The 25501-nt window shown below is 62.4% G+C and carries 22 protein-coding genes; 15 read left to right on the forward strand and 7 right to left on the reverse strand.

Annotated features, from left to right (window positions below; translation table 11 throughout):
- Window positions 1-18: 18 nt before the first annotated feature.
- The gene (locus tag GLL_RS07905; RefSeq protein WP_011141517.1) at window positions 19-1341 is read left to right on the forward strand and encodes a class I SAM-dependent methyltransferase; all 1323 of its coding nucleotides are present in this window, start codon (window positions 19-21) and stop codon (window positions 1339-1341) included.
- Between the two features lie 60 nt (window positions 1342-1401).
- The gene (locus tag GLL_RS07910; protein ID WP_011141518.1) at window positions 1402-2043 is read left to right on the forward strand and encodes a hypothetical protein; all 642 of its coding nucleotides are present in this window, start codon (window positions 1402-1404) and stop codon (window positions 2041-2043) included.
- A gap of 91 nt (window positions 2044-2134) precedes the next feature.
- On the opposite strand, the gene typA is transcribed toward GLL_RS07910, so the two are convergent.
- Window positions 2135-3943 (reverse strand): translational GTPase TypA, encoded by a 1809-nt coding sequence (gene typA, locus GLL_RS07915; RefSeq protein ID WP_011141519.1) that lies wholly within the window; start codon window positions 3941-3943, stop codon window positions 2135-2137.
- An 84-nt stretch (window positions 3944-4027) separates the two neighbouring features.
- Window positions 4028-4375, reverse strand: coding sequence for a 2Fe-2S iron-sulfur cluster-binding protein (locus GLL_RS07920; RefSeq protein WP_011141520.1), 348 nt, complete (start codon window positions 4373-4375; stop codon window positions 4028-4030).
- 127 nt (window positions 4376-4502) lie between these two features.
- Between GLL_RS07920 and GLL_RS07925 the strand changes: the two genes are divergently transcribed.
- From GLL_RS07925 to GLL_RS07950, 6 genes are all read left to right on the forward strand, one after another.
- Complete coding sequence (locus GLL_RS07925) at window positions 4503-4862, forward strand: NAD(P)H-quinone oxidoreductase subunit M (RefSeq protein ID WP_011141521.1); 360 nt, start codon at window positions 4503-4505, stop codon at window positions 4860-4862.
- Between the two features lie 78 nt (window positions 4863-4940).
- Window positions 4941-5591 (forward strand): Uma2 family endonuclease, encoded by a 651-nt coding sequence (locus GLL_RS07930; protein ID WP_011141522.1) that lies wholly within the window; start codon window positions 4941-4943, stop codon window positions 5589-5591.
- A gap of 207 nt (window positions 5592-5798) precedes the next feature.
- A complete protein-coding gene (locus GLL_RS07935; RefSeq protein WP_011141523.1) occupies window positions 5799-7448 on the forward strand; it encodes a CTP synthase in 1650 nt (549 codons plus the stop codon).
- Between the two features lie 112 nt (window positions 7449-7560).
- Window positions 7561-9006: a S41 family peptidase gene (locus tag GLL_RS07940; protein WP_011141524.1), complete on the forward strand. Its 1446-nt coding sequence runs from the start codon at window positions 7561-7563 to the stop codon at window positions 9004-9006.
- Between the two features lie 12 nt (window positions 9007-9018).
- Entirely contained in the window at window positions 9019-10149 is a 1131-nt protein-coding gene (locus GLL_RS07945) for a glycosyltransferase family 4 protein (protein WP_011141525.1), read from the forward strand.
- 140 nt (window positions 10150-10289) lie between these two features.
- Window positions 10290-12263, forward strand: coding sequence for a hypothetical protein (locus GLL_RS07950; protein ID WP_011141526.1), 1974 nt, complete (start codon window positions 10290-10292; stop codon window positions 12261-12263).
- Here GLL_RS07950 and gatA read toward each other — a convergent pair.
- On the reverse strand, window positions 12253-13722 hold the full coding sequence (gene gatA / locus GLL_RS07955) for an Asp-tRNA(Asn)/Glu-tRNA(Gln) amidotransferase subunit GatA (RefSeq protein ID WP_011141527.1): 1470 nt from the start codon (window positions 13720-13722) through the stop codon (window positions 12253-12255). The genes GLL_RS07950 and gatA overlap by 11 nt on opposite strands.
- A gap of 154 nt (window positions 13723-13876) precedes the next feature.
- Here gatA and pdhA point away from each other — a divergent pair, with 154 nt between their 5' ends.
- Window positions 13877-14875: a pyruvate dehydrogenase (acetyl-transferring) E1 component subunit alpha gene (gene pdhA, locus GLL_RS07960; protein WP_164928801.1), complete on the forward strand. Its 999-nt coding sequence runs from the start codon at window positions 13877-13879 to the stop codon at window positions 14873-14875.
- A gap of 4 nt (window positions 14876-14879) precedes the next feature.
- Window positions 14880-15863 carry a pyruvate dehydrogenase complex E1 component subunit beta gene (locus GLL_RS07965; RefSeq protein WP_011141529.1) on the forward strand — a complete coding sequence of 328 codons (984 nt, stop codon included), beginning with the start codon at window positions 14880-14882 and terminating at the stop codon, window positions 15861-15863.
- Window positions 15864-15908: 45 nt separating this feature from the next.
- On the opposite strand, the gene GLL_RS07970 is transcribed toward GLL_RS07965, so the two are convergent.
- Window positions 15909-16433, reverse strand: a complete 525-nt coding sequence (locus GLL_RS07970; protein WP_011141530.1) for a phycobiliprotein lyase — start codon at window positions 16431-16433, stop codon at window positions 15909-15911.
- 283 nt (window positions 16434-16716) lie between these two features.
- Here GLL_RS07970 and GLL_RS07975 point away from each other — a divergent pair, with 283 nt between their 5' ends.
- Window positions 16717-17130: a response regulator gene (locus tag GLL_RS07975; protein WP_164928802.1), complete on the forward strand. Its 414-nt coding sequence runs from the start codon at window positions 16717-16719 to the stop codon at window positions 17128-17130.
- A 28-nt stretch (window positions 17131-17158) separates the two neighbouring features.
- Here GLL_RS07975 and GLL_RS07980 read toward each other — a convergent pair whose 3' ends face one another.
- Entirely contained in the window at window positions 17159-18640 is a 1482-nt protein-coding gene (locus GLL_RS07980; RefSeq protein ID WP_164928803.1) for a sensor histidine kinase, read from the reverse strand.
- Window positions 18641-18852: 212 nt separating this feature from the next.
- On the opposite strand from GLL_RS07980, the gene GLL_RS07985 reads away from it, so the two are divergent.
- Both GLL_RS07985 and GLL_RS07990 read left to right on the forward strand, forming a co-directional pair.
- Window positions 18853-19266, forward strand: coding sequence for a response regulator (locus GLL_RS07985; protein ID WP_011141533.1), 414 nt, complete (start codon window positions 18853-18855; stop codon window positions 19264-19266).
- A gap of 142 nt (window positions 19267-19408) precedes the next feature.
- The gene (locus GLL_RS07990; RefSeq protein ID WP_011141534.1) at window positions 19409-21823 is read left to right on the forward strand and encodes a glycoside hydrolase family 31 protein; all 2415 of its coding nucleotides are present in this window, start codon (window positions 19409-19411) and stop codon (window positions 21821-21823) included.
- A gap of 15 nt (window positions 21824-21838) precedes the next feature.
- Here the strand turns inward: GLL_RS07990 and GLL_RS07995 are convergent, their stop codons facing one another.
- Window positions 21839-23077, reverse strand: coding sequence for a mechanosensitive ion channel family protein (locus tag GLL_RS07995; protein ID WP_164928804.1), 1239 nt, complete (start codon window positions 23075-23077; stop codon window positions 21839-21841).
- 57 nt (window positions 23078-23134) lie between these two features.
- Here GLL_RS07995 and GLL_RS08000 point away from each other — a divergent pair, with 57 nt between their 5' ends.
- Together GLL_RS08000 and GLL_RS08005 are read left to right on the forward strand one after the other, a co-directional pair.
- Entirely contained in the window at window positions 23135-24133 is a 999-nt protein-coding gene (locus tag GLL_RS08000; protein WP_164928805.1) for a hypothetical protein, read from the forward strand.
- Entirely contained in the window at window positions 24133-24684 is a 552-nt protein-coding gene (locus tag GLL_RS08005; protein ID WP_011141537.1) for a chromophore lyase CpcT/CpeT, read from the forward strand. The genes GLL_RS08000 and GLL_RS08005 overlap by 1 nt, the downstream gene beginning before the upstream one ends.
- A 38-nt stretch (window positions 24685-24722) precedes the next feature.
- Here GLL_RS08005 and GLL_RS08010 read toward each other — a convergent pair whose 3' ends face one another.
- Window positions 24723-25463, reverse strand: coding sequence for a hypothetical protein (locus GLL_RS08010; protein ID WP_011141538.1), 741 nt, complete (start codon window positions 25461-25463; stop codon window positions 24723-24725).
- Between the last annotated feature and the right edge of the window lie 38 nt (window positions 25464-25501).

A 25501-nucleotide genomic window follows, 5' to 3' on the forward strand; every position in this document is an offset into this window, starting at 1 on the left:
CCTTCGCAGGAGGTTGTCATGGGCCACGATGCCGAGCACCTGGAGCGCGTGCGCGCCCAGTACGACACCGCTCCCTACCCGCGCATCCCGCTGCACCACGCCCACAGCGAGGACACCGCCATGCTCTACCTGCACAACTTGATGACGCCCTACTACTTGCGCAACCAGCGCGTCGTCTCGGGTGCCGGTAAACGCATTCTCGATGCCGGGTGCGGCAGCGGCTTCACCAGCCTGGCCCTTGCCCAGGCCAATCCGGGGGCACGCATCGTCGGTATCGACCTCTCGGAGCGCTCGGTGGCGGTCGCCCGCGAGCGCCTCGCTTTTCACGGCTTTAAAAGCGCCGAGTTTCACGCGCTGCCCATCGAGCGGGTGGGGGAGCTGGGCGAGGATTTCGACTTGATCAACTGCGACGAAGTGCTCTATTTGCTGCCGGATCCGGGGGTGGGGCTTGCCGCCCTCACGGGGGCGCTCGCCCCGGACGGCATCCTGCGCGCCAACTTGCACAGCGCCTACGCCCGCGCGCCGGTTTTTCGCGCCCAGAAATTTTTCCAGACCCTGGGGCTTGCGGGTCACAGGGACGAAGCGGAGGAAATCGCCCTGGCGCGTCAGACCATGGAGCGGATGAACGACGGTGCCCAGCTCAAAAAGGACGCCTGGACACCCTTTGCGAGTCTGCACGACGACAGCGAATGGTACCGGATGAATTATCTGCTGGTGGGCGACAAAGGCTTTACGATTCCCGAGACCTTCGCGATGCTCGCCGATTGCGGCCTCGAACTGGTCAATATGCTCCTGTGGCCCACCTGGGAGCTGCGCCACTGGTTCAAAAGCGGCCAGCCGCCGCCCCTGGTCGCCGCCCAGATTGGCAAACTGACCACCGCCGAGCGGCTGCACCTGAGCGAACTCATCCACAGCTCCCACCGGCTCATCGATTTCTGGTGCGGCCATGCCGGACAAAGCCGTCACCGCGATCCTATGGAAACCTGGGATGCGGGCGACTTTGCCGCGTCCGTGCTGCATCTGCACCCGCAGCTTGCCACCGAAAGGCTCAAGCAATTTCTGCTCGACTGCCTGGAGGCAGGGGAACCCTTCAACTTCAACCAGCACATGCGGGTGCCCTACGGCGATCCGATTGTCATCGACGGCATGGAGGCAGCGCTGTTGCCCCTGTGGGACGGCCCCCAGCCCTACGCCGAATTCGAGCGGCACTGGGTGCGCCTCGCGGTGCGCAGGACCACCGTCGCCCGCCCCGTCTTCGAGCACACCGCCCGCGGCGAGTTGCGCCGCTTTGTGCGCCGGATGGAGAGCCTGGCCTATTTGATGGTGGAACCTGTGGGATGATGGGGCAGTGCACGTCGGCCCAGAAGCGCTGCCGCGCCCGGAGCCGATGGAGAGGAAATTTTGGGAGTAGAACTGCGCAGTTACGTCTACCTCGATAACCTGCAAGCGCAGTTCGCGGCTTTCCTGGGGACGATCGCACCGGGGTTTTTGCCGCTGCCTGGGGACGCTTCGCTGTGGATCGAGATTTCCCCGGGCATCGAGATTAACCGGATCACCGATATCGCCCTCAAAGCCGCCGTCGTGCGGCCGGGGCTGCAGGTGGTCGAGCGGCTGTTCGGTAGCCTTGAAATTCACTCCAACCGCCAGGGGGAGACCAAGACTGCCGGTCAGGCGATTCTTGAGTACCTCGGAGTGCGCGAGCGCGAGCGCCTCAAGCCGCGCGTCATTTCAAGCCAGATTATCCGCAACGTCGACCCGCACCAGACCCAGCTCATCAACCGCTTCAAGCGCGGTCAGATGATCCTGGCGGGCCAGACATTGTTCGTGCTGGAGGTGGAACCCGCCGCCTACATTGCCCTCGCCGCCAACGAAGCCGAAAAAGCCGCCAACATCAACATCCTGGAAGTGTTGCCCTTCGGCAGCTTCGGGCGGATGTACCTGGGGGGCGAGGAGCGCGACATCATGGTCAGCTATTCCGCCTCCATCGCCGCGGTCGAAAATGTCTTCGGGCGCGAAGATCCGGCGGCCGGGCGCCGGGAATAAACACTACAAACGGCGCGATATCACTCAGTGCTCCCGAATAGGGCAAACCCGGCCGCTGCAGCGAGCGACCGGGCGATGTACTCGAAGACGGCTACTTGCGGGCGGCTTTGAGGGCCAGCTTGCGCAGGCGGATGGACTTGGGAGTCACTTCCACCAGTTCGTCGTCGTTGATGTACTCAAGAGCGCGCTCCAGGCTCATAATCACAGGCGTCTTGAGCTGCACCAGTTCTTCGCCCCCGGCGGAGCGCATGTTGGTGAGCTTCTTGGTCTTGCAGATGTTCAGTTCGAGATCCTGCTGGCGGTTGTTCTCGCCGATGATCATGCCGGCGTAGACGCGGGTGCCGGGGGTGATGAAGAAGATGCCCCGGTCCTCGGCGTTCTGCAGGGAGTAGTACGTCGCATCGCCTTCCTCGAAGGCGATGAGCACACCGTTTCTGAGCGTTTCCATTTCGCCCACCGTCGAGCGGTAGTCGAGGAAGGAGTGGCTCATGATCCCTTCGCCGCGCGTGAGGCGCAGGCACTCGGTGCGAAAGCCCATCAACCCGCGAGCGGGGATCACAAATTCGAGCTGGGTGCGGCCGTTGCCGAAGCTCTGCATGTTCTGCATCTCGGCACGGCGGCGGCCGAGGTTGGAGATGCAGCCGCCCGCCGCGTCGTCGGGCACATCGAGCACCAATAGTTCGAACGGCTCGTAGACCTGGCCGTCTACCACGCGGAAGATCACTCGGGGTTTGGAGACTTGAAACTCATAACCCTCCCGGCGCATCGTCTCAATCAAGATGCCCAGGTGCAGCTCGCCGCGGCCGGAGACCAAAAAGCGATCGGGCGAATCGGTCTCCTCGACCCTTAGCGAGACGTTGGTCTCAAGCTCTTTGAAGAGGCGCTCGCGCAGCTTGCGGGAGGTGACGTGCTTGCCCTCCTGGCCCGCAAAGGGCGAGTCGTTGACTGAGAAGGTCATCTGCAGGGTCGGTTCGTCGACTTTGATGAGCGGCAGCGCCTCGGGGTGCTCGGCGCTGGTGAGCGTCTCGCCGATGTTGGCGTCGGCAAAGCCCGCCACCGCCACGATATTGCCCGCGTAAGCCTCGGTAAGTTCGATGCGGCTGAGGCCCTCGAAACCAAAGAGTTTGACCACCTTGCCCCGCTCGATCTTGCCGGAGTCTTTGACGATGGCGATGGTCTCGTTGGCGCGGATCGAACCGTTGTGGATCTTGCCCACGACGATGCGGCCCAGGTACTCGGAGTAATCGAGAGTGGTTACCTGCAGCTGCAAAGGCTTGGTCGGATCGCCCACCGGCGCCGGAACGTGGCGCAAGATGGCCTCGAACAGAGGCTGCATGTCCTTGGATTCATCGGCCAGATCGTTTTTGGCGTAACCCGACAGCCCCGAGGCAAAGAGCACCGGAAAATCGATCTGATCGTCGTCGGCCCCCAGTTCGATAAACAGATCCAGCACCTTGTCGATAGCGCGGTGCGGGTCGGCCTGGGGCCGGTCGATCTTGTTGACCAGCAAGATGGGCTTGAGACCCTTTTCGAGTGCCTTTCTGAGCACGAAGCGCGTCTGGGGCATCGGCCCTTCGTTGGCGTCGACGATGAGCAGGCAACCTTCGACCATGCCCAGCACCCGCTCGACTTCGCCGCCAAAATCGGCGTGGCCGGGAGTGTCCACGATATTGATGAGATGGTCGAGGTAGCTTACCGCCGTGTTCTTGGCCAGGATCGTGATTCCGCGCTCGCGCTCGAGGTCGTTAGAGTCCATCACGCAGGTTTCCACCACTTCGTTGTCCCGGAAGATCCCGGACTGCCTGAGCAGAGCGTCAACCAGGGTGGTCTTGCCGTGGTCGACGTGGGCAATAATCGCGACGTTGCGAATCTGAGCCGGACTCAGACGGTTGGTTTCCATGGATAGGCCCGAAGCTGGTGGTTTTACAAAAGTTAAGACTTGAGCCCTATCCTAGCATTCTTCGCCCAAGGCCGTCAGTTGCGCTTACGACGCCGAGACGCGGTCGTCGACGGGTCTTGCACCTTCGCCCCATATCCCTTCGTACTTGGTCACTTCGATGTCCCCCAGGACCGTCACCTGGCAGGCGAGCCGCCGCCCGCCTTCGACGCCTTTGTGCGGGGGCAGTCCGAGACGAAACTTCTCCCGGCCGCCCGGTTCTGAGACCGGCCCGGCGATACCCACAGCACAGGTGCCGCAGGTGCCGAGGCCATGGCAGTTGATCAGGGACGACGGGCCGTTGTACAGAGGCACGTTCTGCTCGAGCAAAAACTGGCGGAGGTTGGCTCCCTGGGCGCAGGTGTAGGTCTTGCCGAAAATTTTGACTTGTGGCATCGCTCTCTCCCGATGGCTCGCCTGCCTCCAGGGTATCCGCCCGCTTCCATCCCGGCACAGCGGGCACCGGGAGCCACAAAAGCCGGTGTTACAATCCAAGTTGAAATGCCCGAGCCAGGCGACGCCGATGTTGAAGTCCACCACCCGCCACGTCCACATCTTTGCTGCCGACATCCGCAACGACAATTTCATCGCAAGCGACACCAAGCTCACCCTCGATGTCGATCCGGACAACGAATTTATCTGGAACGACCCGGCGCTGCAAAAGGTTTACAGTGAGTTCGATCGGCTGGTCGCCGCCTACACTGGCCTGGCCCTCACCGAGTACAACCTGCGTCGCATCGGTTCGGATCTTGAAAATTTTATCCGCGGCCTTTTGCAGCAGGGCGAAATCGCCTACAACCTCGACAGCCGCGTACTCAACTTCAGCATGGGCCGTCCGCAGGTCAGAGGCCCCGGCCAGATTGAAAACCGCCCCGGCCAATAGCTTCACTCCCGGATCGGTATAGAATTTCCGGCTGCGGGAAATTTCAACCGACTCACGCCGCCTGACCGAATCCGCAAAATGCAGGAAGCGCGCCAAACCAGAGGTCCGATTCTCGACAGCGGCGATCACCTGACTCGTCCCGAATTCGAACGGCGCTACCGGCAGATGCCCCATCTGAAAAAGGCGGAACTCGTCGAAGGAGTCGTCTTTGTGCCATCGCCCGTCCGCATTGGCAGTCATGGCCGACCGCACGCCCACGTAGTCGGCTGGCTGACGCTGTATTGCGCGGCCACACCCGGCGTGGATATCGGCGACAACGCCACGGTGCGCCTGGATCTCGACAATGAGCCTCAGCCGGACGCTCTGCTGCGCCTTGAAGGCGGCACCTCGACCATTAGCGTCGACGGACACGTGGAAGGCCCGCCGGAACTGGTTGCCGAGATTGCCGCAAGCAGTGCCTCCTACGATCTGCACGAAAAGTTGCGCGCCTACCAGCGTAATGGGGTGCAGGAGTATCTGGTCTGGCGTGTCGAAGACAGGCAAATCGATTGGTTTACCTTACAAGATGGCCGTTATGTTCTGTTGCCTGTCGATGATGAATCCGTCATCCGAAGCCGGGTTTTCCCAGGGCTATGGCTGTGTGTTTCGGCGCTGTTGAACGGTGAACTTGGAACTGTTTTTGATTGGCTGCAACGCGGTCTACAAGACCGAAGCTACAAAGAATATTAACAGCTGATTCGAAAAGCCTGTTCAGCATCCGGCGTTTACCTGTGCAGCAGCATCCAGACCGACGGCACCAACATGGACAGCCGTCCATCAAAACGCGCCGGATTATTCCAAGATAGTTGTTGCAGTGCCATGTCCACACAGGCCGCAACGCTGCTGCGGCTCGCTTGCTATAATCAACCGAATTGGGGTGTTCTGGGTGATGCCGGTATGACAAAGTATGTATTCGTAACGGGCGGTGTCGTGTCCTCGATCGGCAAAGGCATCGTCGCCGCTTCCCTAGGCCGTCTGCTCAAATCGCGGGGCTACTCGGTGACGATCCTCAAGCTCGATCCGTACATCAACGTCGATCCGGGCACGATGAGCCCGTTTCAGCACGGCGAGGTGTTCGTCACCAACGACGGCGCCGAGACCGACCTGGACCTGGGCCATTACGAGCGATTCACCGATACCGACGTCTCCAAGCTCAACAACGTCACCACCGGCTCGATTTACCAGAGTGTGATCAACAAAGAACGCCGGGGCGACTACATGGGCGGCACGGTCCAGGTCATCCCCCACATCACCAACGAGATCAAAGAGCGCATCCGCCGGGTGGCCCACGACACCAACCCGGACGTGGTGATTGTCGAGGTGGGCGGCACCGTGGGCGATATCGAGTCGCTGCCGTTTCTGGAGGCGATCCGCCAGTTTCGCAAGGACGTCGGCCGCGAGAACGTGCTCTATATTCACGTCACCTATATCCTGCACATCCCGACCGCGGGCGAGATGAAGACCAAGCCCACCCAGCACTCGGTCAAAGAATTGCGCTCGATCGGTATCCAGCCGGATATTCTGGTCTGCCGCTCCGACCGGCCTCTCAGCGTCGGGATCAAAGACAAGATTTCTGAATTTTGCGATGTGCCGGTGCGGGCGGTGATCACCTGCCAGGACGCCCAGACCATTTACGCCGTGCCCCTCAATCTGGAGCGCGAAGGGCTCGCCCATCAGGCGATCACGCTTTTGGGCCTCGAGCAGCGCCAGCCGGACCTGCGCGATTGGGAAATTCTGGTCGACCGCATCTGCAACCCGTCGCGCGCGGTGACCATCGCCATCGTCGGCAAGTACGTGCGGCTCTCGGACGCCTATATCTCGGTGGTCGAAGCGCTCAGGCACGCCGCGGTCGCCCTCGACGCCGAAGTCAAAGTCGAATGGGTCTCAGCCGAAGCGGTCGAGGAGCGCGGAGCCGGTTATTTTCTGAACAACGTCGATGGGGCGGTGGTGCCGGGGGGCTTCGGTTCGCGCGGCATCGACGGCAAAGTGAGCGCTATCGAGTTTTCCCGCGGGCACCGATTGCCCTTCTTGGGCCTGTGTCTCGGCATGCAGTGCTCGGTGATCGAGTGGGCGCGCCACACCGCCGGGCTTGCCGCCAACAGCACCGAGTTCGACCCGCAGACCCCCAACCCGGTCATTTCACTGCTCCCCGAGCAGGCGGACGTGGTGGATCTAGGCGGCACGATGCGCCTGGGGCTCTGGCCCTGCCGTCTGCAGGAAGGCACCCTGGCCCACCGCCTCTACGGCGAGACGCTGGTCTACGAGCGTCACCGCCACCGCTACGAGTTCAACAACGCCTACCGCAAGGCGATTATCGAAGCGGGCTTCCAGATCAGCGGCGCCTCCCCCGACGAGCGCCTCGTCGAAATCATCGAACTGGCCGATCACCCCTACTTCATCGCCACCCAGTTTCACCCCGAGTTCAAGTCGCGGCCCAACAAACCCCACCCGCTCTTTTTCGGTCTGGTGCGCGCCGCCCTCGAGCGCAAGGAGACAGAACGGCTACCCGCCAGTCCGGCACCGGTCCCGCTGCCGTCCGCGGTTTGACCGGATTGGCCGAATCGAAAATGCTCCAAGACTTGCCCTAGTGGCTGACCTTCAGCTAAGCTGCTTGCAACCCCTACATCTAGAGTAGGGGAGCGCCTGGAGGGCCGCTGCGATGGCGAGACAGTGCTGGAACCGCTGGACGGGCTGGTGGTGGGGATTATGCTTGTGCGCAACGGGGATGCCGGTGTTTGCCCAGGGTGAGCCGCAACTGCCCGCGGCCACCGAGCCGCCGCGTATCGCCGCAAGCCGCTACCAGGCGGGGGCGGATCTGCAGACGGTGGTGGCGCTGTTGCAGCAGCAGGCCCTCGATGAGGGGGGGCGCACGGCGTCCCTCAGCAGCGAGCGCAGCTACCGCGAACTGGTGGTCGCCCAGGAGACCGAGGGCAAGGGCCGCGATCCGAAGCTGGTCGAGTACGAGGTGATCACCAAGGTGCTCGGCAAGTACGGCGCCAAGGGCGACGCGCTGCTGACGCCTGAGCAGTTGCAGCGCGAGCGCCAGCGCGATCGGGCGAGTGTGTCGGTGACACCGGTGGGCGAAGGCATTGCCCAGGTGCAGCTCGCCTCCATTGGGTTCGGTTCTGCCTCCCAGGTGAGCCAGGCACTGCATCAGGCGGACCACAGCCGCGGGGTGATCCTTGATCTGCGTGGAGCCGGCGGCGAGGATGCCCAGTCGGTGGCGGATACAGCCCGGCTCTTTTTCCCGACCGGCGCTTCGCCGCTGGTGCAGACGGTCGGGGCGCGCGACAGCGTCCGGCGCTGGGACAGCAAAGTGCGGGCAGTGGCCGTCGATCTGCCGGTGGTGGTGCTCATCGACAAAAAGACGCGGGCCGGGGCGGAGGCGCTTGCCGCCCAACTCGGGCGCACCGGCCGCGCCCAGGTGCTGGGCACGCGCACGGCGGGGTCGGATCTGTTCAGCGAAAGTTTTGCGCTGCCCAGTGGGGCGGCGGTGCGGTTGGTGACCGGCCGCTGGCGCACCGGCGACGGTCGCGGCCTGGCCGAGGGAGTCGAGCCCACCGAACCGAGCGGCACAGACCCGCTGCCGCGGGCGGTCGAATTGCTCGCCTCCCAGCCGGGCCGGCCCCTGAAGCCCACGGTATTCCCGGCGCGCGGCGAAATCGGTGATAAAACCCTCGGATTCAACGCCGGCACGGGCGATCTGGGCCTGGCCGGGGCGGTCGAGTACTTCCGCGGCGGCGAGAGCAACGCCATGCGCCCGAGCGACGAGCTAAAAATCTGGTTTGTCCCGGACTACATCGTCCTCAACTACAAGCCGTCCTCGTCGCTACTCAACTTTTTTGCCGACCGCATCTATTCGACCGCCGCGAACACCGTCACCGACAAGGGCATCCGCATCGGTTCGGGCTACAACGACATCCTCGAAGCCTACGGCAATCCGGGCACCGGCGGGTACAACGAACTGTTTCCGTTTCCGGAGCGCTCCCGGGCCAACCGCCCGGACCGCTACTACGTCAATTACGATGCCATTGGAGTAAGTTTCGGCCTGGAGACCGGCACCAATGTCGTGCGTGAAATCGGCATCTACAAACCCGGCAGTTAACCGGCGCCCCCTGTGAAAGTCGCCCTCGTCCACGAGTACCTGATCAAGCAGGGCGGCTCGGAGAACGTGGTGGAGGCGCTCAAGGGGTTGTTTCCGGAGGCGCCCATCTACACCAGCTACTTCGGGGCGGCGACGATGCCCGAGCGCTGGCGCCGCTACGACGTGCGCCCGTCGTTTTTGCAAAAACTGCCCCTGGGGGGCAGCACCAGCTATCAGAGGCGGCTGCAGTATGTTTTGCCCCTGATGCCCGCCGCCTACGAGAGCTTCGACCTGCGCGAATTTGATGTGGTGATTTCCAGTTCCCACGCCTTCGCCAAAGGGGTGCTCACCCGCCAGGACGCGCTACACCTGAGTTATATCCACACGCCGACGCGCTATCTGTGGGATATGACCTGGGAGTACCAGCGCGATTTTCGGGTGCCGCTGGTGGGCGCCTTGATGCCGCTGGTGCTCAGTGCGCTGCGCACCTGGGACTTTCAGGCCGCCCAAAGGCCGGATCACCTGATGGCCAATTCCCGCTATGTCCAGCAGCGCATCGCCAAGTTTTACCGGCGGCCTTCGACGGTCATCTATCCGCCCGTGGACACCCAGTTCTTTCAGCCGGTGGCGGCTCCGAGCCTCGATTACTATCTGGCGGCGGGCCGCTTCGTGCCCTACAAGCGTCTGGATCTGGCCATCGAGGCGTTCAACCGCCTGGGGCTGCCGCTGTGGGTGGCGGGCGAAGGGCCGGATCTGGGGCGGCTGCGGGCTAAGGCGCGGCCGAACGTGGTGTTCTTGCCCTATCAACCCCCCAAGCAACTGGCGGAGTTGTTCGCCAACTGCCGGGCTTTGATCTTTCCGGGAGAAGAAGATTTCGGCATCGTGCCGGTGGAGGTGCAGGCGTGCGGCAGACCGGTGGTGGCCTACGGGCGCGGCGGGGCCACCGAGACGGTGGCCGACGGCGAAAGCGGCGTGCTCTTTGGCGAGCAGACGGTCGAAGCGCTGGTGGCGGCGGTGGAGCGCTGCGAGCAGACCCGCTGGTGGCCCGAACGCATCCGCGCTCGGGCCGAAAACTTTTCCCAGGCGCGCTTCGGTCAGGCGGTGCGCTCGTGCGTGGCGCGCGCGCTGGCGGGGGAACTTAATTTTGGCCCGGGGCGTGCCTAGGAGCGTTGTGTACAGACCCCAACCCCCTCGATGCTAGTTTCCCACCGGAGCCCTCGGGCTTCGGTGTTTTTGTTTGAAGTTTTTTTCGATCCGTTAGTGTAAGTAAGAAAGCAGCTCATCGATGGAGTGAACCATCCACCATGACGACCTCGGGCGTCAAAACGCTGCCACTGCTGCCCGTTCCCGGCTCCGGCTCTGGCAAAACTCCTCTGGGGCGTTGGTTGAAGGCCGGAGGACCAGGAGGAGAGCACCACGCGGAGAAGACCCAGCCCTGGTACACGGTGCTCTGGCTCACAGGAGTCGATTACTTCTCGACTTTGGGTTATCAACCGGGTATCGCCCTGCTGGCAGCGGGGGCGATCTCCCCCCTGGCGACGCTGATGCTGGTGGTCGTCACCCTGGCGGGAGCATTGCCGGTCTACATCCAGGTGGCAAAGCGCTCCTACATCGGCCAAGGGTCGATCGCGATGCTCGAGAACCTGCTTTCGGGCTGGTCGGGCAAATTGCTGGTGCTGGTGCTCATCGGCTTTGCCTCGACCAGTTTCATTATCACGATGACCCTTTCGGCTTCAGATGCCGCCGAGCACCTCGTCAAAAATCCCCTGCTCGAACCGTACCTGGAAGGTTTCAACCTGCCTTTGACGCTGCTGTTGCTCGCATTGCTCGCCGTGGTCTTCTTGCTGGGCTTCTCGGAGGCGGTCGGTCTGGCCGTGGCGGTGGGAGTGCCCTATATCCTGCTCAACATCGTGGTGCTCGCCCGTTGCCTGATGGAGATCGCCGCCAGACCCGAGGTGATCGGCCGCTGGCAAGGCAATCTCCTGGCTCTGGGGGATTGGACCGGCCTGGTGCTGCTGGCGGCGCTCGCTTTTCCGAAACTGGCCCTTGGACTGAGCGGTTTTGAAACGGGGGTGTCGGTCATCCCTCTGGTCAAAGGCGACCCTGAGGACCGCAACAAGCCTGCGCCGGAAGGCCGCATCCGCAACGCCCGTTATCTGCTCGCCTCGGCGGCGGTGCTGATGAGTGGGCTATTGATTAGTTCGAGCTTTGTGACCACGCTGCTCATCGAGCCGGCTGCCTACCGGCCGGGCGGACCGGCCGCGGGGCGCTCGCTCGCCTACCTGGCGCACGAGTACCTTGGGGAACTGTTCGGCAGTATCTACGATGTTTCGACGATCGCCATTCTCTGGTTTGCCGGCGCTTCGGCGATGGTGGGTCTGCTCAATTTGATCCCGCGCTACCTGCCGCGCTACGGGATGGCTCCCTCCTGGGTGAGCTATAACCGGCCGCTGGTGCTGGTGCTCTTTGCCATCAATGCGCTGGTGACATGGCTGTTTGACGCGAATGTGGAAGCGCAGGGGGGCGCTTATGCCACCGGGGTGCTAGCGCTGATTCTCTCGGCGGCGGTCGCCGTGGCACTCTCGTTGGGGCGCGAAGGGCAGCTCTACCGCCGCACCCGCGATCGACTGCTGAGCATCTATTTCTGGCTGGTGGCGGCGATCTTCGCCTACGCACTGTGGGACAACAATATCGAACGACCGGACGGGGTGATCATCGCCAGTTTCTTCATCGCCTTCGTACTGGTAGTGGGGATCGGCACGCGCCTCAGGCGGGCCACCGAACTGCGCGTCGAGCAGGTCACCTTCGCCGACGATCTCTCAGCCGAGTTGTGGCCGAAGCTGCTCGGCAAAAAAGTGGCTCTGGTGCCATTGATCAGCAACGCCCCCGGTCCCCGCGAGCGCAAGGCCAACCAGATTCGCAACTACTACACCATCCGCCATCCGTTTGCCTTTTTGCACGTCAATCTGCGCGACGATTGCAGCGACTTTACGGGGGGCCTGAGGCTGCAGATCCGCCAGGAGGGCGAGAACTTTGCGCTCGAGGTGTTCGGGGCGGTGGCCATCGCCAACGCCATCGCCTACCTGAGCGAACTGATGGACCCGGTCTCGGTTTTTTTGGGGCTCACCCGCAAGAATATGACCGAGCAGTCGCTCAACTACATCCTCACCGGCCAGGGGGAGACCGGCCTGATGGTCTACCAGATCCTGGTGCGCTATTGGGAATGGACCCCAGGCGAAGAGGACGTCAGGCCTTTGATCTTTTTGCTCAGCGAGTGAGCGCTTCTGCCGCCAGGGCCGGGGTGCGTTTGTGCCATTCGGTGGCCTGCTCGTAGGCGTAGGCGGCCCGCAAGAGCTTGCCCTCCTCCAGGGCGTTCGCCATGATCTGAAAGCCGATGGGCAGGCCCTTGGCGTCGAAGCCGCAGGGGATGCTCGCCCCGGCCACCCCCGCCAGGTTGAGGGGGATGGTGTAAATGTCCGAGAGGTACATGCTGAGCGGGTCGCTCACCTTGTCGCCGAAGGCGAAGGCAGTGGTAGGAGCGGTAGGACCGACCAGCACGTCGACTTTGGCGAAGGCGTCCAGGTAGTCCTGCTTGATGAGCGTGCGCACCTTCTGGGCTTTTAAGTAATAGGCGTCGTAGTAACCGGCCGACAGCGCGTAGGTGCCCAGCATGATGCGGCGCTTCACTTCGCTGCCGAACCCTTCCTCGCGGGTCCGTCCGTACATCGGCACCAGCGCGTCCGCCTCCCGGTCGCGCAGACCGTATTTGACGCCGTCGTAGCGCGCCAGGTTGGCCGACGCCTCGGAGGTGGCAATGATGTAATAAGTCGACAGTCCCCGGGCAAAGCGCGGGCAGCTCACTTCCTGAATCTGGGCTCCCAGATCCCGCATCACCTCGATTGCCTCGAAGACGGCGTCGGCCACGTCGGGATCGAGACCCTCGGCAAAAAATTCTTTGACGAAACCCACCTTTACGCCCTTGAGGTCGCTTATCAGGGCCTGACGATAATCGGGCACGTTCACCGCCAGACTGGTCGAATCGAGGGGGTCGTGGCCCGCGATCGCCTGCAGCACCAGGGCGGCATCCTCCACCGTCCGGGTAAAGGGACCAATTTGGTCGAGCGAGGAGGCAAAGGCGATCAGGCCGTAGCGTGAGACCAGCCCGTAGGTGGGCTTGAGGCCGACCACGCCGCAAAAAGATGCGGGTTGGCGGATCGAGCCGCCAGTATCGGATCCCAGGGAGGCCACCGCCTCGCAGGCTGCCACCGCCGCCGCCGAACCGCCCGAGGAGCCCCCCGGCACGCGGCCCAGATCCCAGGGATTGCGCGTCGGGCCGAAGGCGGAATTTTCGGTCGAGGAGCCCATCGCAAATTCATCGAGGTTGGTCTTGCCGATGATGAGCGCCCCCTGCTCCTCCAACCGGCGGGTCACGGTCGATTCGTAGGGCGGGCGGTAGTTTTCGAGAATTTTGGAAGCACAGGTGGTGGGAATGCCCACCATGCACAGGTTGTCCTTGACCGCGACCGGCACCCCGGCGAGCAGGCCCGGATCTTCGCCTCTGGCGATTTTTGCATCGACGGCTTCAGCTGCTGCGAGGGCGCGCTCTGGGGTGAGGCGCAAAAAGGCATGGACCTCCGTGTCGAGTCTTTCGGCCCGCTCCAGGTACTGCCTGGCCACTTCCACAGCCGAGCGCTCTTTACTTGCGACCTGCGAGCGCAGCTGTCCGATCGATGTCATTTGCATATTTCCTGTCCACACAGACAACCATCGTACCGATTTGGCCCCGATTCTGGAACAATCGACACCGTTTGTCCGATTCAAACTCATAGTATGGTGGGGCTACGACAGGGCCGAAGCGCAACACTTCGTGACTTTCACCCAGAGGATGACGATGGTCCAGCAACAACTACCTCCGACGCGCTACCACATCGACCGCCCAGAGGCGCTGGTCCTCTACCGCGACATGGTCCTCGGGCGGACCTTCGAGGACACCTGCGCCCAGATGTACTACCGCGGCAAGATGTTCGGCTTTGTGCACCTCTACAACGGTCAGGAAGCCGTCTCCACAGGCGTCATCAAGGCTATGCGCCCCGACGATTATGTGACGAGCACCTACCGTGACCACGTCCATGCCCTCTCGAAGGGGGTGCCGGCGCGCTCGGTGATGGCGGAGCTGTTCGGCAAGGCCACCGGTTGCTCCAAGGGCCGCGGCGGCTCGATGCACCTGTTCTCGGCGGAGCACAATCTGTTGGGAGGTTTCGCCTTCGTGGCCGAAGGGATCCCGATTGCCACGGGAGCGGGCTTCACGGCGGTCTACAAAGGCACCGATCAGGTGAGCGCCTGCTTTTTTGGCGACGGCGCCACCAACAACGGCCAGTTTTTTGAGTGCTTGAACATGGCGGCCCTCTGGAATCTGCCGGTGCTGTACGTGGTCGAGAACAACCTCTGGTCGATCGGCATGTACCACCACCGCGCCTCCTCGGTCATCGAAATCTACAAAAAAGCGGACGCCTTCGGTATTCCCGGGGTACGCGTGGACGGGATGGACGTGCTCGCCGTGCGCGCGGTGGCCAAAGAAGCGATCGAACGCGCCCGCGCGGGCGGCGGCCCGACTTTAATCGAATGCACGACCTATCGCTTTCGGGGCCATTCGCTGGCGGACCCGGACGAGCTGCGCGACCCGGCCGAAAAAGAATTCTGGCGCAAACAAGATCCGATCCCGCGCCTGGCGGCCTTTGTCCGCGAGCAGGAACTGGCCAGCGCCGAGGAACTCAAAGCCATCGATCAAGAAATAAGAGCCGAAATCGACGATGCGGTCCTCTTTGCCGAGGAGTCCCCCGAGCCACCCATCGACGAACTCTATCGCTTCCAGTTTGCGGAGGACGCATAGCTTTATGCCGGTCAAACTGTTTTACGAAGCGCTCAAAGACGCCATGGCCGAAGAAATGCGCCGCGACCCCAATGTCTACGTCTTAGGCGAAGATGTCGGACACTACGGCGGCTCCTACAAAGCCACCAAGGACCTCTACAAAGAATTCGGCGAACTGCGATTGCTAGACACCCCCATCTGCGAAAACGCCTTCACAGGACTGGCCGTCGGCTCCGCCATGACTGGCCTGCGGCCCATCATCGAAGGGATGAACATGGGCTTTTTGCTGTTGGCCTTCAACCAGATCGCCAACAACGGCGGCATGCTGCGCTACACCAGCGGCGGACAGTTCAAAATCCCGATGGTCGTGCGCGGTCCCGGCGGGGTCGGCAAACAACTGGGGGCTGAGCACTCCCAAAGGCTCGAAGGTTACTTCAACAACGTCCCCGGCCTGAAGATCGTGCACACTTCGACTGTCTACAACGCCAAGGGCCTGCTCAAAGCGGCGATCCGCGACGACAACCCGGTGATGTTTTTTGAGCATGTGCTGTTGTACAACCTCAAGGAGGATATCCCCGAGGAGGAATACCTATTGCCTTTGGACAAAGCCGAAATGGTCAAGGAAGGCCGCGATGTGACGGTGCTGACGTATGGGCGGATGCGCCACCACTGCACCGAGGCGCTCCAGGAGCTGGCCGCGCGCGACATCGATGTGGAAGTGATCGACCTGATATCGCTGAAGCCGCTGGACCTGGAGACGATTGGCCGCTCGCTCAAAAAGACGCACCGGGTGGTGATTGTCGAGGAGGACATGAAATCCGGCGGGGTGGGTGCGGAGATTGTGGCAAGTATCGACGAGCACTATTTCGATTATCTGGACGCGCCGGTGTTGCGTCTGGCGTCGAAGGATGTGCCGGTGCCGTACAACGGCCGGATGGAGGCGACGGTGATCCCGCAGCCGCAGGATATCGTCCAGGCTGTCGAAAACATGCTTGCTCTGCGCGTTTGAGCGCATTCCAGGCGGCAGAGATGTGCTCGCCGCCTGGAATCCAAATTAGATGCGCTTCTCTAGATACTGGCCAATCATCTGCTGCTCGCCGAGGCGCGAGATGATCGTCTGGCGCGTGCGATAGCGCTCGCCGACCAGTTTGAGTTCTTCTTCGAACACCGAACCGTTGTACTCGGTGCGCAGGTGCAGCGTGTCTGGATCGGTAAAGCGGTAAAGGGCGGTGACCGGCTTGCTGGTGGCAAAACCCCGGTCGCGATAGAGCGTATCCCCAAGTGCCCCAAATAGGGTAATCCCTTCGGACTGCTCGCGGCCGGTCAGCTTTGCACTGCTGCGCCAGTGAATTTTGGCTCCGCAGACCAGAGGCATTTCTGTCGACAGGCTGTGCAACCCAGCCAGTTCGATGAGTTCTGCACTGCCCGAGGGCAAGTAGGCAATCTCGAGCAAGCTCTCCATCTCCTGGGTGCGGCCTTCGGGCAGCGTGTAGTAGCGCCGCTCGGAGCGCCAGTGCCCCTCGGAGCGCTGGAACAGGCGCGAAATCAGCGATTCGGAAGATTGAGTGAGAGTTTGCACCGGTCTGTGTCCTGTCGAGACGACCGGGGCAGAGACTGAACCGGTCAATGTAAATTTTCTTTATCCTAGCACCGCTTTGCTGGCATTCTCTGTGCAGTAGGGAGTATACGGATAAGTTGACTGCCGCTACTTCAGGCAGGTGACCCGCCAACCGGCGGTACCGGCGATACTTCTCGGGAACCTGTCTTTGGATAGGCATGAGGCCCCGGTCGCGTCGAACATACTTACTTAAATAGAGCAACTGTTTTTTCGTAGCTGAATTTAGTGCAAGGGAGAAGTGAGGATGGAAGCTCGTGCCCGCAACGTTGTACTGGTGGTAGAGGACAACTCCATCGATTCGCTGATGATCGAGCGCACCTTCTGCAAGGCGGCGGCCGACAGCGAGTGTCACTGGGTCAGCTCCGCTGAAGAGGCGATGCGCTACCTCGAAGGTGCAGGCCACTACGCCGATCGCGAGAACTTTCCCTTACCCAGGATCGTGGTCACGGACCTGCGCTTGCCGGGGTCATCCGGCCTTGAACTACTCGCCTGGATCCAGAAGCGCCCGGAACTCAAAGATCTGCCGGTGCTCGTGTTGACCGGCACGGGCAACCGCGAACTCGAGCGCGCCTACCAGATGGGGGCTTACTTCTATTTGCTCAAACCCCTGGCGACCGAAACCCTGGTAGAAGTGCTTAGTTCCTTCCAGACGGCCTGAGCCTGGGCGCTCGTTGGGATTGCGGGCTTCACCCGTCTGCGACCGGCGGCAGATCTACCCAGAAGCGGCTGCCCTGCCCCAGATCCGCCTCGACGCCCGCCCGGCCCCCGTGCTGTTCGATGCCCTTGCGTACGATGGCCAGGCCGATGCCGGTACCGGGATAGGTCTCACTGCCGTGCAGCCGTTCGAAGACGCGAAAGATGCGCTGATGGTTCTCGGGGGACACACCGATGCCGTTGTCCTCCACCCACAGCCGCACCCAGCGGGAGCCTTCCCGGTCGTGTACGTCGGCACGGATGCGCACGCGGGGAGTGACCCCCGGGGCGACGAACTTGATCGCATTGGTCAGCAAGTTGAGCAGGACCTGAACCAGGGTATTGAAGTGGCCGTGCACCTCGGGAAGCGGACTAGCCACCTGCACCTCGGCTCCGACTTCCTGTAGTTTGGTCTGCAGCTGGGTGAGCACGGCGGAAATCACCGTGTTGAGATTGACCGGTTGCGGGTGGGTGTCGGCTCGTCCCAGGCGGCTGTAGGTGAGCAGATCCTGGATAAGCGTGTCCATTTGCTGGCTGGAGCGGACGATCAGTTGAGCGTACTGGTGGGCGGTGGGGGGCAATTGGGCGGAAAAATCTTCAAGCAGCGCCTGGGCCAATCCCTGCATGTTGCGCAGGGGCTCGCGCAGGTCGTGGGAGACCGAGTAGGTAAATGCCTCCAACTCCTGGTTGGCCGCCTCCAACTGCACGGTGCGTTCGCGCACCCGCCTTTCCAGTTGTTCGCTGTTTTGCTTGCGAGCGCTGATATCCTCGATCAGTCCGTCGATGATGCCGCCGTCCTCCCCAGCGCTGAGCGTGGCGCTCAACAGCACCCACAGTTCGCTGCCGTCCGGCCGCTGCAGCAAAATCTCGTTCTCCCAGTAGCCCTCCGGGGCACCGTCCGGCGGTGGGCAGTACAGCTGCTCGAAGGGCAACTGCTGGATTTGTCCGCTCGAAGTGAAGCCCAGCAACTGCAAAAAGGCGATGTTGCACTCGATGAGCCGGCCGCCCACACTCGCCCGAAACACGCCGACGTGCAGCCGGTTGAGCAGCGTCTGCAGGCGCGACTGCAACCGCTCGACGCGCCGGTTGGCCCGGGTGAAGGCAAGCGCCGAGCGTACCGCTCCCGCCAGCCGGATGTACTGCCGGGGAGACTTGGTCACGTAGTCGTCCAGCCCATCCTTCATCGCCTGGGCAGCCAGTTCACCGTTGCTGCTGTTGGTGAACATGATCACCGGGCAGTCCGGAAAGCGCCGCTTGACCCGCCGCAGCACCTGCAGTCCGTCTCCCCAGTGCAGCTGGTAGTCGGTAATCACCACATCGAAGCGCTGGGTCGCCAGAGCCCCTTCGAAGGCCGCCTGGTCGGTGATTTGCTCGGCTTGCAGGTTGGGAAACTCCTGGGTCAGCTCCCGCAGGGCAAGCAGCCGATCGCCGGGGTTGTCGTCGATGAGAATAATGCGCAGGTCTGGACTGGCCATGAAGGTGGATTGGGACGGCATAGCTTAACTTTGCTTGAAATTTGGTGAGGAGCGACTCTGCGCAAAGGAGTGTTTTTCATTTTCCCAGGCATTGGGGCTGCTATCAAAAACTTCTAGAAGCGGCCGGCGGTGCAAAGGGACTTTGGGATCATCGGTACAGGCCACATGGTACGGTACCCTGTATCGGGCATTTTGAGGGAATCAGCGCGGCGATGAGGGCGGAGCGGCGGACGATTTTGCTGGTGGAGAACAACCCGGCGGCCGTGGTGATGGTGGAAAGGGCCTTTCGCCAGGGGCAGCTCGATTTTGCACTCAAAGTGGTCCTGGACGGACGCGAGGCGCTACTCTATCTGGGCGGCGAGCCACCCTACACCGACCGCGAGAGCTATCCATTGCCGGTGATGGTAATCTCGAATATCCAGATGCCCCACGTCAGCGGCTTCGAGTTGCTCACCTGGATGCGCCGGCAGGACCACCTCAAGGACATACCGGTGGTGATGCTTTCCAGTTCCGCACTGGAGAGCGACAGCGACCAGGCCTACGCCCTTGGGGCTTTTTCGTACCTGATCAAACCTATAGGAACCGAATCGCTCATCAATGTCGTGCAGTCGCTGAACCTGTCCTGAGCGCTCCGGGGCCAACCAAACCCACCTGAGCGACAAATCCGACCTGAGGCAGATGGAGCGCCAGACCGCCTTGCCCCGATAATCGGAATGCTTGTCGGCAGTTGTTGTCTGTATTCACACCATCGAGCTTCGTTGCCCAACAATGAGCATCATCCAGAAGATCGTCTCAAAGTGGCAATACTTTGTCAGCTCCTTTTTTTACCTGGGTTATACCCAGAAAGCTTTGCAATATTCCTTTTGGCGAGACGGGATTGAACGACGATTTCCACCGCCCGCCCTCCAGGGTTTCGAGCGACCCGGCAAGCTTCTTGAGCACCGCACTGAGAGCTGGGGTGTGCACTGCCGCTTCGAGCACAGCGAACTGACCGTGCGCTTTTTGGCGGCGGATCTGGTGCGCTGCGACTGGTTGTCGGAACAATTGCCGGTGCCCTACGCCATCGCCCGCGACGAGTGGCCGGCGCTCGCCGTGGAGGTCCAGGCGGGTGCCCAGGGTGTCGAAGCGACCACGGGAGCGATGCGGGTGCGCGTCACCCCGGACGGCCGGGTGCGCTTCGCCGATGCCGATGGGCAGACCCTGCGCGAGGAATTGCCCCCGGACCACCAGCGAGGCGGCTGGGTGCACCGGGTGTCGCTGGCCGAGCAAGAGCGGATCTACGGCCTCGGCGAGCGGGCCGCTCCCCTGAATTTGCGCCTGGCCCGCGATGCGGGCGGGGGGGCGACGGCCTTTCAGATGTGGAACTTCGACATGGCGGGGCGCTACGGCCCCGGGGCCGATCCGCTCTATATCTCGATTCCTCTCTATATCAGCTTGCAACCGCAGGGAAGTTATCTGGTCTTCTACGAAAACTCCTTCCCGGCCGCCTTCACCTTCAAACAGGAGGCGGTCGCCGCCTTCGAGGGCGGCGCCCTGCGCTATTACGTGGGAATCGGTCCTGTGGAGAAGCTGCTGGAGCGCTACACGGAGTTGACCGGCAGGCCGCCGTTGCCGCCCAAATGGGCTCTGGGCTATCACCAGTCGCGCTGGGGTTACGAGACCGAGGCGGCCGTGCGCAACGTCGCCCAGGCCTTTGAGGCCAACGACATTCCCGTAAGCGCCATCCACCTCGACATCGATGTGATGGACGATTTCAAGGCGTTCACGATCGACCCCAAGCGCTTTCCGCTGTTGGGCGAATTTACCCGGGATCTGGCCCGGCGGGGCGTGCGGTTGGTGAGTATCCTCAACCCGGCCATCAAGGCCGATCCGGATCTGCCGATCTTTCGCGACGGGATGGAGCGCAAGGCCTTTGTGACCACCCCCAACGCCCAAGCGGTGATTGCCCCGGTCTGGCCGGGCTGGTGCGCCTTTCCGGATTTTAGCGACCCCGAGGTCCGCCACTGGTGGAGCGAGCAGTACCGCTACCTGCTCTCGCTCGGGATCGCCGGTTTCTGGCACGACATGAACGAACCGGCCGCCTTCGTCGCCTGGGGCGACCGATCGCTGCCGCGGCCGACCCGTCACTCCATGGAAGGCCGGGGCGGCGATCACCGCGAGGCGCACAATCTGTATGGTCTCTTGCAGGCACGGGCGGGGTACGAGAGCCTGTGCACCTTCCGGCCCGAGGTGCGGCCGTTTATCGTCTCGCGGGCGGGCTGGGCGGGTCTGCAGCGCTACGCCTGGACGTGGACCGGCGACACCGAGAGCAGTTGGGGGGCGCTCGCCATGACCGTGGCCCAGGTACTCGAACTGGGCCTATGCGGCATCCCCTACTCCGGCCCCGACACGGGCGGCTTCCGGGGCAACCCAACCTCTGAGCTGTACGTGCGCTGGATGCAGCTGTCGGCGTTTTTGCCCTTCTTTCGCACCCACGCCTCCAACGATGCGCGCAGCCGCGCTCCCTGGACCTTCGGCGAACCGTCGCTGGGCATCGCCCGGGCGTTCATCAAGCTGCGCTACCGGCTGCTGCCGTACCTCTACACGCTCTGCTGGGAGGCCAGCCGACGCGGGATTCCCCTGGTGCGCCCCCTATTTTGGGCCGATCCGGGCAACAAACGGCTATGGGACATCGACGACGCATTCATGCTGGGAGACGCCCTGGCCGTCTATCCGGTGGTACGCGAGGGCGAGCGCGCCCGGGAGGTCGTCTTGCCTGCGGGGCGCTGGTACCACTTCTGGGACGATCAGGTGCTGGAGGGGCCGGGCAGCATCCGCCTCGACGCACCGATCGAGCGCATTCCGCTGCTGGTCAAAGCCGGCAGCGTATTGCCGATGGAGGAGGATGGCCATCTGGCTTTGCACCTCTATGCGCCCGAGTCCGGCGCATTCGCAGGGGCAATATACGAGGACGCCGGGGACGGCTACGGGGCAAACCGCATCGAGCGGCTGCGATTCAGCCGACGCGGGGAGGGCTTGGTGCTGGAGCGCTCCTGGGAAGGGGGCTTTGCCTTTCCTTACCGGGGGGTGCGCGTTTTTGTGCATGGTGTCCACGTGGGGCGCGCACGGGTGGATGGCCGGCAGACATCCTGGTCTGGGGAGTACTTGCAGGTAGACAGCTTTCGGACTTTGGAGCTGGATTGACGGGCGCAGGTCCGCTCAGTTGCGGCCGTTGGGCTGCTGCATCGACATCGGCGTTGTCCCGTTCGGAAGCATTTGCCACGGCTGGCCGTACTCCAGAAAGGCCAGCTCGACGCCGCGCTCGCGCAGCTCGGCGTCGATTTTGTAGTAGAGGGCGCTTTTGATGCGCAGTTGCTCCTTAGGAGTACCGCACCAGGCCCACAGCTCAAAGAGCATCCCCAACTCGCGCCATCCCCGGAAGATCACTTCCGGAACAGGATTGGTGAGCACGCGCCGCTCCTCGGAGGCAATTTTAAGCAGCGTCTCCGTCACCACCTCCGGATCGCCGCTGCCGCGTACCAGTACTTCGAGGGACAGGCGAGCCCGGTTCTCGGCGGTGGACCAGTTGAGCACCTGCTGATCGACCAGCAGGGTATTGGGAACGATCAGCCGCGAGCCGTCGAAGCGGCGCAAGGTGGCGGCGCGCAGGTTGACGCTTTCGACGACGCCGTCTTTGTTGTCGATGACGATGTAGTCGCCCACCTGCACGGGCCGCTCAATCAGCAACACCAGTCCGCTGATGAAGTTGCGCGCCAGGTTCTGCAGGGCGAAGCCCACACCCAGGCCGATCACCCCCAGCAAAATGGCGATCGAGCCGAGATCGATACCTGCCAGCTGCAACAGCAAAATGTAGCCGACGGCGCTGATCACGTAGTTGCAGACGGTGGCGATCGCCTCCTGGCTGCCGATGGTCAGGTTGAAGCGGCTGAGCACGAAGCGCTTGAGCACCACCGCCGAGAGGCGCGAGGCCCAGAAGACGGCAAAAGCGAGCACCAACAGCAACAGCAGCGTACCCAGGGGAAAGCGCGTCTTGTCGATGGTGAGCACCGGCACCTGCCACACCCCGACCAAAAAATCGGCCACCCCCCCCAGCAGCAATGCCACCTGGGAGCGCAATGGATCAAGACCTTTGAGGTTTCCGGCGGCCAGCCAGAGGGCCGCAAACCACACTCCCCCCTGCAGCAGGCCAAACAGGCTCCTCAACCACGGGTCGAAGCGCTGGTCGCCGATAAAAAACTTCAAGCGGCCGCGAACAATATTCAGTCCCCAACTGCCCAGCGCTCCCAGGACCACCGAAGCGACGGCCATCAACCACTGCAGCGCTTCGAGGGGCACGGTGATGAGCGGCATCTCGCTCTGCGCCCCGGCCGGTAAGGCGAGCGCCCCCCAGAGCCCCGCCGCCTGCGCTAAAAGAGAATAGCAATGCCGCCTGCGCATGTCCCAAGTGTAGAGCACGTTCCCGGGACGCCTGCGGCGGTTCTTCCGGAGGCTCGTGTGATCGTTCAACGCAAAGGGGATCCCGCCGAACGCATCCGGGCCGTCGGCCTCGACCCGCAGCAACTCGTCGAGGATGCTTATACCCGCCTCGAGATTCGCGAGCGCTGGTATTTTTTTGTGCGCTTCCCGCGCTGCTTTGTAGGCAGCGAGGCGGTGCTGTGGCTGACACGCCACTACAGCATCCCCAAAGAGATCGCCGTCATGCTGGGCAACGACCTTATCGAGATGTCGGTGTTCCACCACGTGCTCGACAACTGGGATTTTCGCGACGACTATCTGTTCTACCGCTTCTACCGCGACGAGAAAAACAGCGTCGGCGCCCCCTATACCCGCGAGCAGGCCCTCGCGGTCTTGATGCAGCTGAAGGTGCCGCAACTCGACTCGCTGGTGGTGCAGTTCTACCAGGCAGTCACCATCCAGGATCACAGAGTCGGGTTGCGCCTGTTTCGCCGCTGCTTTGTGGGCAAAGACGCCGCCTGCTGGTTTCGGCGGCGCTTCAATTTCGAACGATCCCAGGCCATCGCCCTCGGTAACGCGCTCATCTCGCTCAGGGTTTTCCACCACGTCCTGGATAGCGCCAACTTTGAAGACGGCGAGGTGTTCTATCGTTTCTACGACGACGAATACAGCACCGACGTGCTCACCCCCCAGCAGGTCTACCGCCGGGCCTGGCAGACCATCCAGAGTTACGGCATCGCCGATATCGACACGTTTATCGCCCAGTGCAAGCGCGCCCCCAGTCTCGGGCTCAAAGAGCGCGTCTACGGCTCTGTGTATTATCCGGAGTGCTTTGCCGGTTTCGACGCGGTGAGCCTCTGGTCGGACCTGCTGCAGATCACCCGCCCCGAGGCGGTGGCCCTCGGCAACTACCTGCTCGACCTGGGACGGCTCTACCACGTCGAGGGCCGCTGGGGGTTTCAAGACGCCTACTTGCTCTACCGCTTTACCAGCCCCGAGCAGATCGACCGGGTGGCCCAACCGGCGGAGGACATGTAATGAGCGACTGGCAGACCGTGCGCACCTGGCTGGCGGGCACCTACTCCAACCGCGCCCAGGCGATGGCGGAGCCGGTCTGGTTCATTCCGGTCACACTCTGGTATGTGGAAGTGGCCGGGCTCTTCGGCGAAGGGGCGGGCTTTTTTACCGAGCAGGTGAGCGAGCACACCCCCAACCAGCCCTACCGCAGCCGGGTATTACAGTTGCTCGATAACCCCTTGCGGCTGGAGAATTATCGCCTCAAAGACCAGAAAGTCTGGGCCGGGGCGGCAAAGGACCCAGAGCGTCTCGGGCGGCTGAGGGCGGACGACTGCGAGCAGCTTCCCGGCTGCACGCTCTATCTGGAGCGCCGGGGGGAGACGTTCACGGGCAAGATGCAACCCGGAGGCGGCTGCCGTCTTTTTCCCGGTGACGCCAGCTATGTCGAGATCGAATTTGAACTTGGCGAGCGGTTGTTTTTCACCCTCGACCGTGGCTTCGAGGCCACTACCGGCGAGCAGACTTGGGGATCCCGGGCCGGGGCGTACCGATATTTGAAGCAGCTGCATTGATGGGGCAGGCTACAGTCCGCCACGGCCTAGGGCAACTTCTACCACAGCGACAAAATCGCTGATGTGTCTGTGTCCACCGGGCAATTAGCTTCGGAACACCTCCGAGCTTTTCCGCCCACAGAGCCATCCGATGCATACACCAGTTCGACCGGCCATGTGATCTCTGCCCGGCCAAAAAAATAGACAAATTTGGAGTTAACCTGATCAAACTGGCGACGATTGACGTAGAGGACAGTGCTCAAGATCCGCACTTCTTCTTCCGGATTGAGATACGTGTCATACTGGCTCCCGCCACCACCTTTGTAGCGGCGACCAAAAGTAAAGATGACTTCTTCTTGGGTCTTGCGCAGATAGCGGATGCGGTTGACCGTGTCTGGTAGAATCTCGTTGCTTGTCGACAAAAGCTTGCTTGGCTTGGTATCCACCTGTACTCCATAGACGTTCACCGTGCTCAGCAACAGGCGCAAGGGTGCCTTGCCAACGTTGCGGATGCTCCCGCGCACTTGGACAGCGACCATGTCGCCGCGTCGGCCGACTTTCTCAAGTTCGGTGGTAGCCACCATAGCGAGCGGTTCGTTGGCCGGTTTAATCCGATCTTCGTAGATAAACGAGTAGAAGGCCCAGACGCCGGCGGCGATGATCGCCACCACCTGTACACCTGCACTCACTGTCTCGGCTGCCCACTTCAATGAAGCAAGCCGGACCAACAGAGGTCGCTTGCTGGCTGGCGTCGGCACAGCAGCACCGACCGAAGACTCTTGCTGCCGGGAAACGTCCACATTTTCCCCTCAACCCGCCACCGACAGTGTACTTCAGG

Source organism: Gloeobacter violaceus PCC 7421 (genome assembly GCF_000011385.1).
Lineage (GTDB): Bacteria > Cyanobacteriota > Cyanobacteriia > Gloeobacterales > Gloeobacteraceae > Gloeobacter > Gloeobacter violaceus.

Coding starts and splice junctions, on each gene's coding strand:
- GLL_RS07905 (WP_011141517.1), top strand. CDS start 19: ATGGGCCACGATGCCGAGCACCTGGAGCGCGTGCGCGCCCAGTACGAC.
- typA (WP_011141519.1), bottom strand. CDS start 3,943: ATGGAAACCAACCGTCTGAGTCCGGCTCAGATTCGCAACGTCGCGATT.
- GLL_RS07920 (WP_011141520.1), bottom strand. CDS start 4,375: ATGCCACAAGTCAAAATTTTCGGCAAGACCTACACCTGCGCCCAGGGA.
- GLL_RS07925 (WP_011141521.1), top strand. CDS start 4,503: ATGTTGAAGTCCACCACCCGCCACGTCCACATCTTTGCTGCCGACATC.
- GLL_RS07930 (WP_011141522.1), top strand. CDS start 4,941: ATGCAGGAAGCGCGCCAAACCAGAGGTCCGATTCTCGACAGCGGCGAT.
- GLL_RS07935 (WP_011141523.1), top strand. CDS start 5,799: ATGACAAAGTATGTATTCGTAACGGGCGGTGTCGTGTCCTCGATCGGC.
- GLL_RS07940 (WP_011141524.1), top strand. CDS start 7,561: ATGGCGAGACAGTGCTGGAACCGCTGGACGGGCTGGTGGTGGGGATTA.
- GLL_RS07950 (WP_011141526.1), top strand. CDS start 10,290: ATGACGACCTCGGGCGTCAAAACGCTGCCACTGCTGCCCGTTCCCGGC.
- gatA (WP_011141527.1), bottom strand. CDS start 13,722: ATGACATCGATCGGACAGCTGCGCTCGCAGGTCGCAAGTAAAGAGCGC.
- pdhA (WP_164928801.1), top strand. CDS start 13,877: ATGGTCCAGCAACAACTACCTCCGACGCGCTACCACATCGACCGCCCA.
- GLL_RS07965 (WP_011141529.1), top strand. CDS start 14,880: ATGCCGGTCAAACTGTTTTACGAAGCGCTCAAAGACGCCATGGCCGAA.
- GLL_RS07975 (WP_164928802.1), top strand. CDS start 16,717: ATGGAAGCTCGTGCCCGCAACGTTGTACTGGTGGTAGAGGACAACTCC.
- GLL_RS07980 (WP_164928803.1), bottom strand. CDS start 18,640: ATGGCCAGTCCAGACCTGCGCATTATTCTCATCGACGACAACCCCGGC.
- GLL_RS07985 (WP_011141533.1), top strand. CDS start 18,853: ATGAGGGCGGAGCGGCGGACGATTTTGCTGGTGGAGAACAACCCGGCG.
- GLL_RS07990 (WP_011141534.1), top strand. CDS start 19,409: ATGAGCATCATCCAGAAGATCGTCTCAAAGTGGCAATACTTTGTCAGC.
- GLL_RS07995 (WP_164928804.1), bottom strand. CDS start 23,077: ATGCGCAGGCGGCATTGCTATTCTCTTTTAGCGCAGGCGGCGGGGCTC.
- GLL_RS08005 (WP_011141537.1), top strand. CDS start 24,133: ATGAGCGACTGGCAGACCGTGCGCACCTGGCTGGCGGGCACCTACTCC.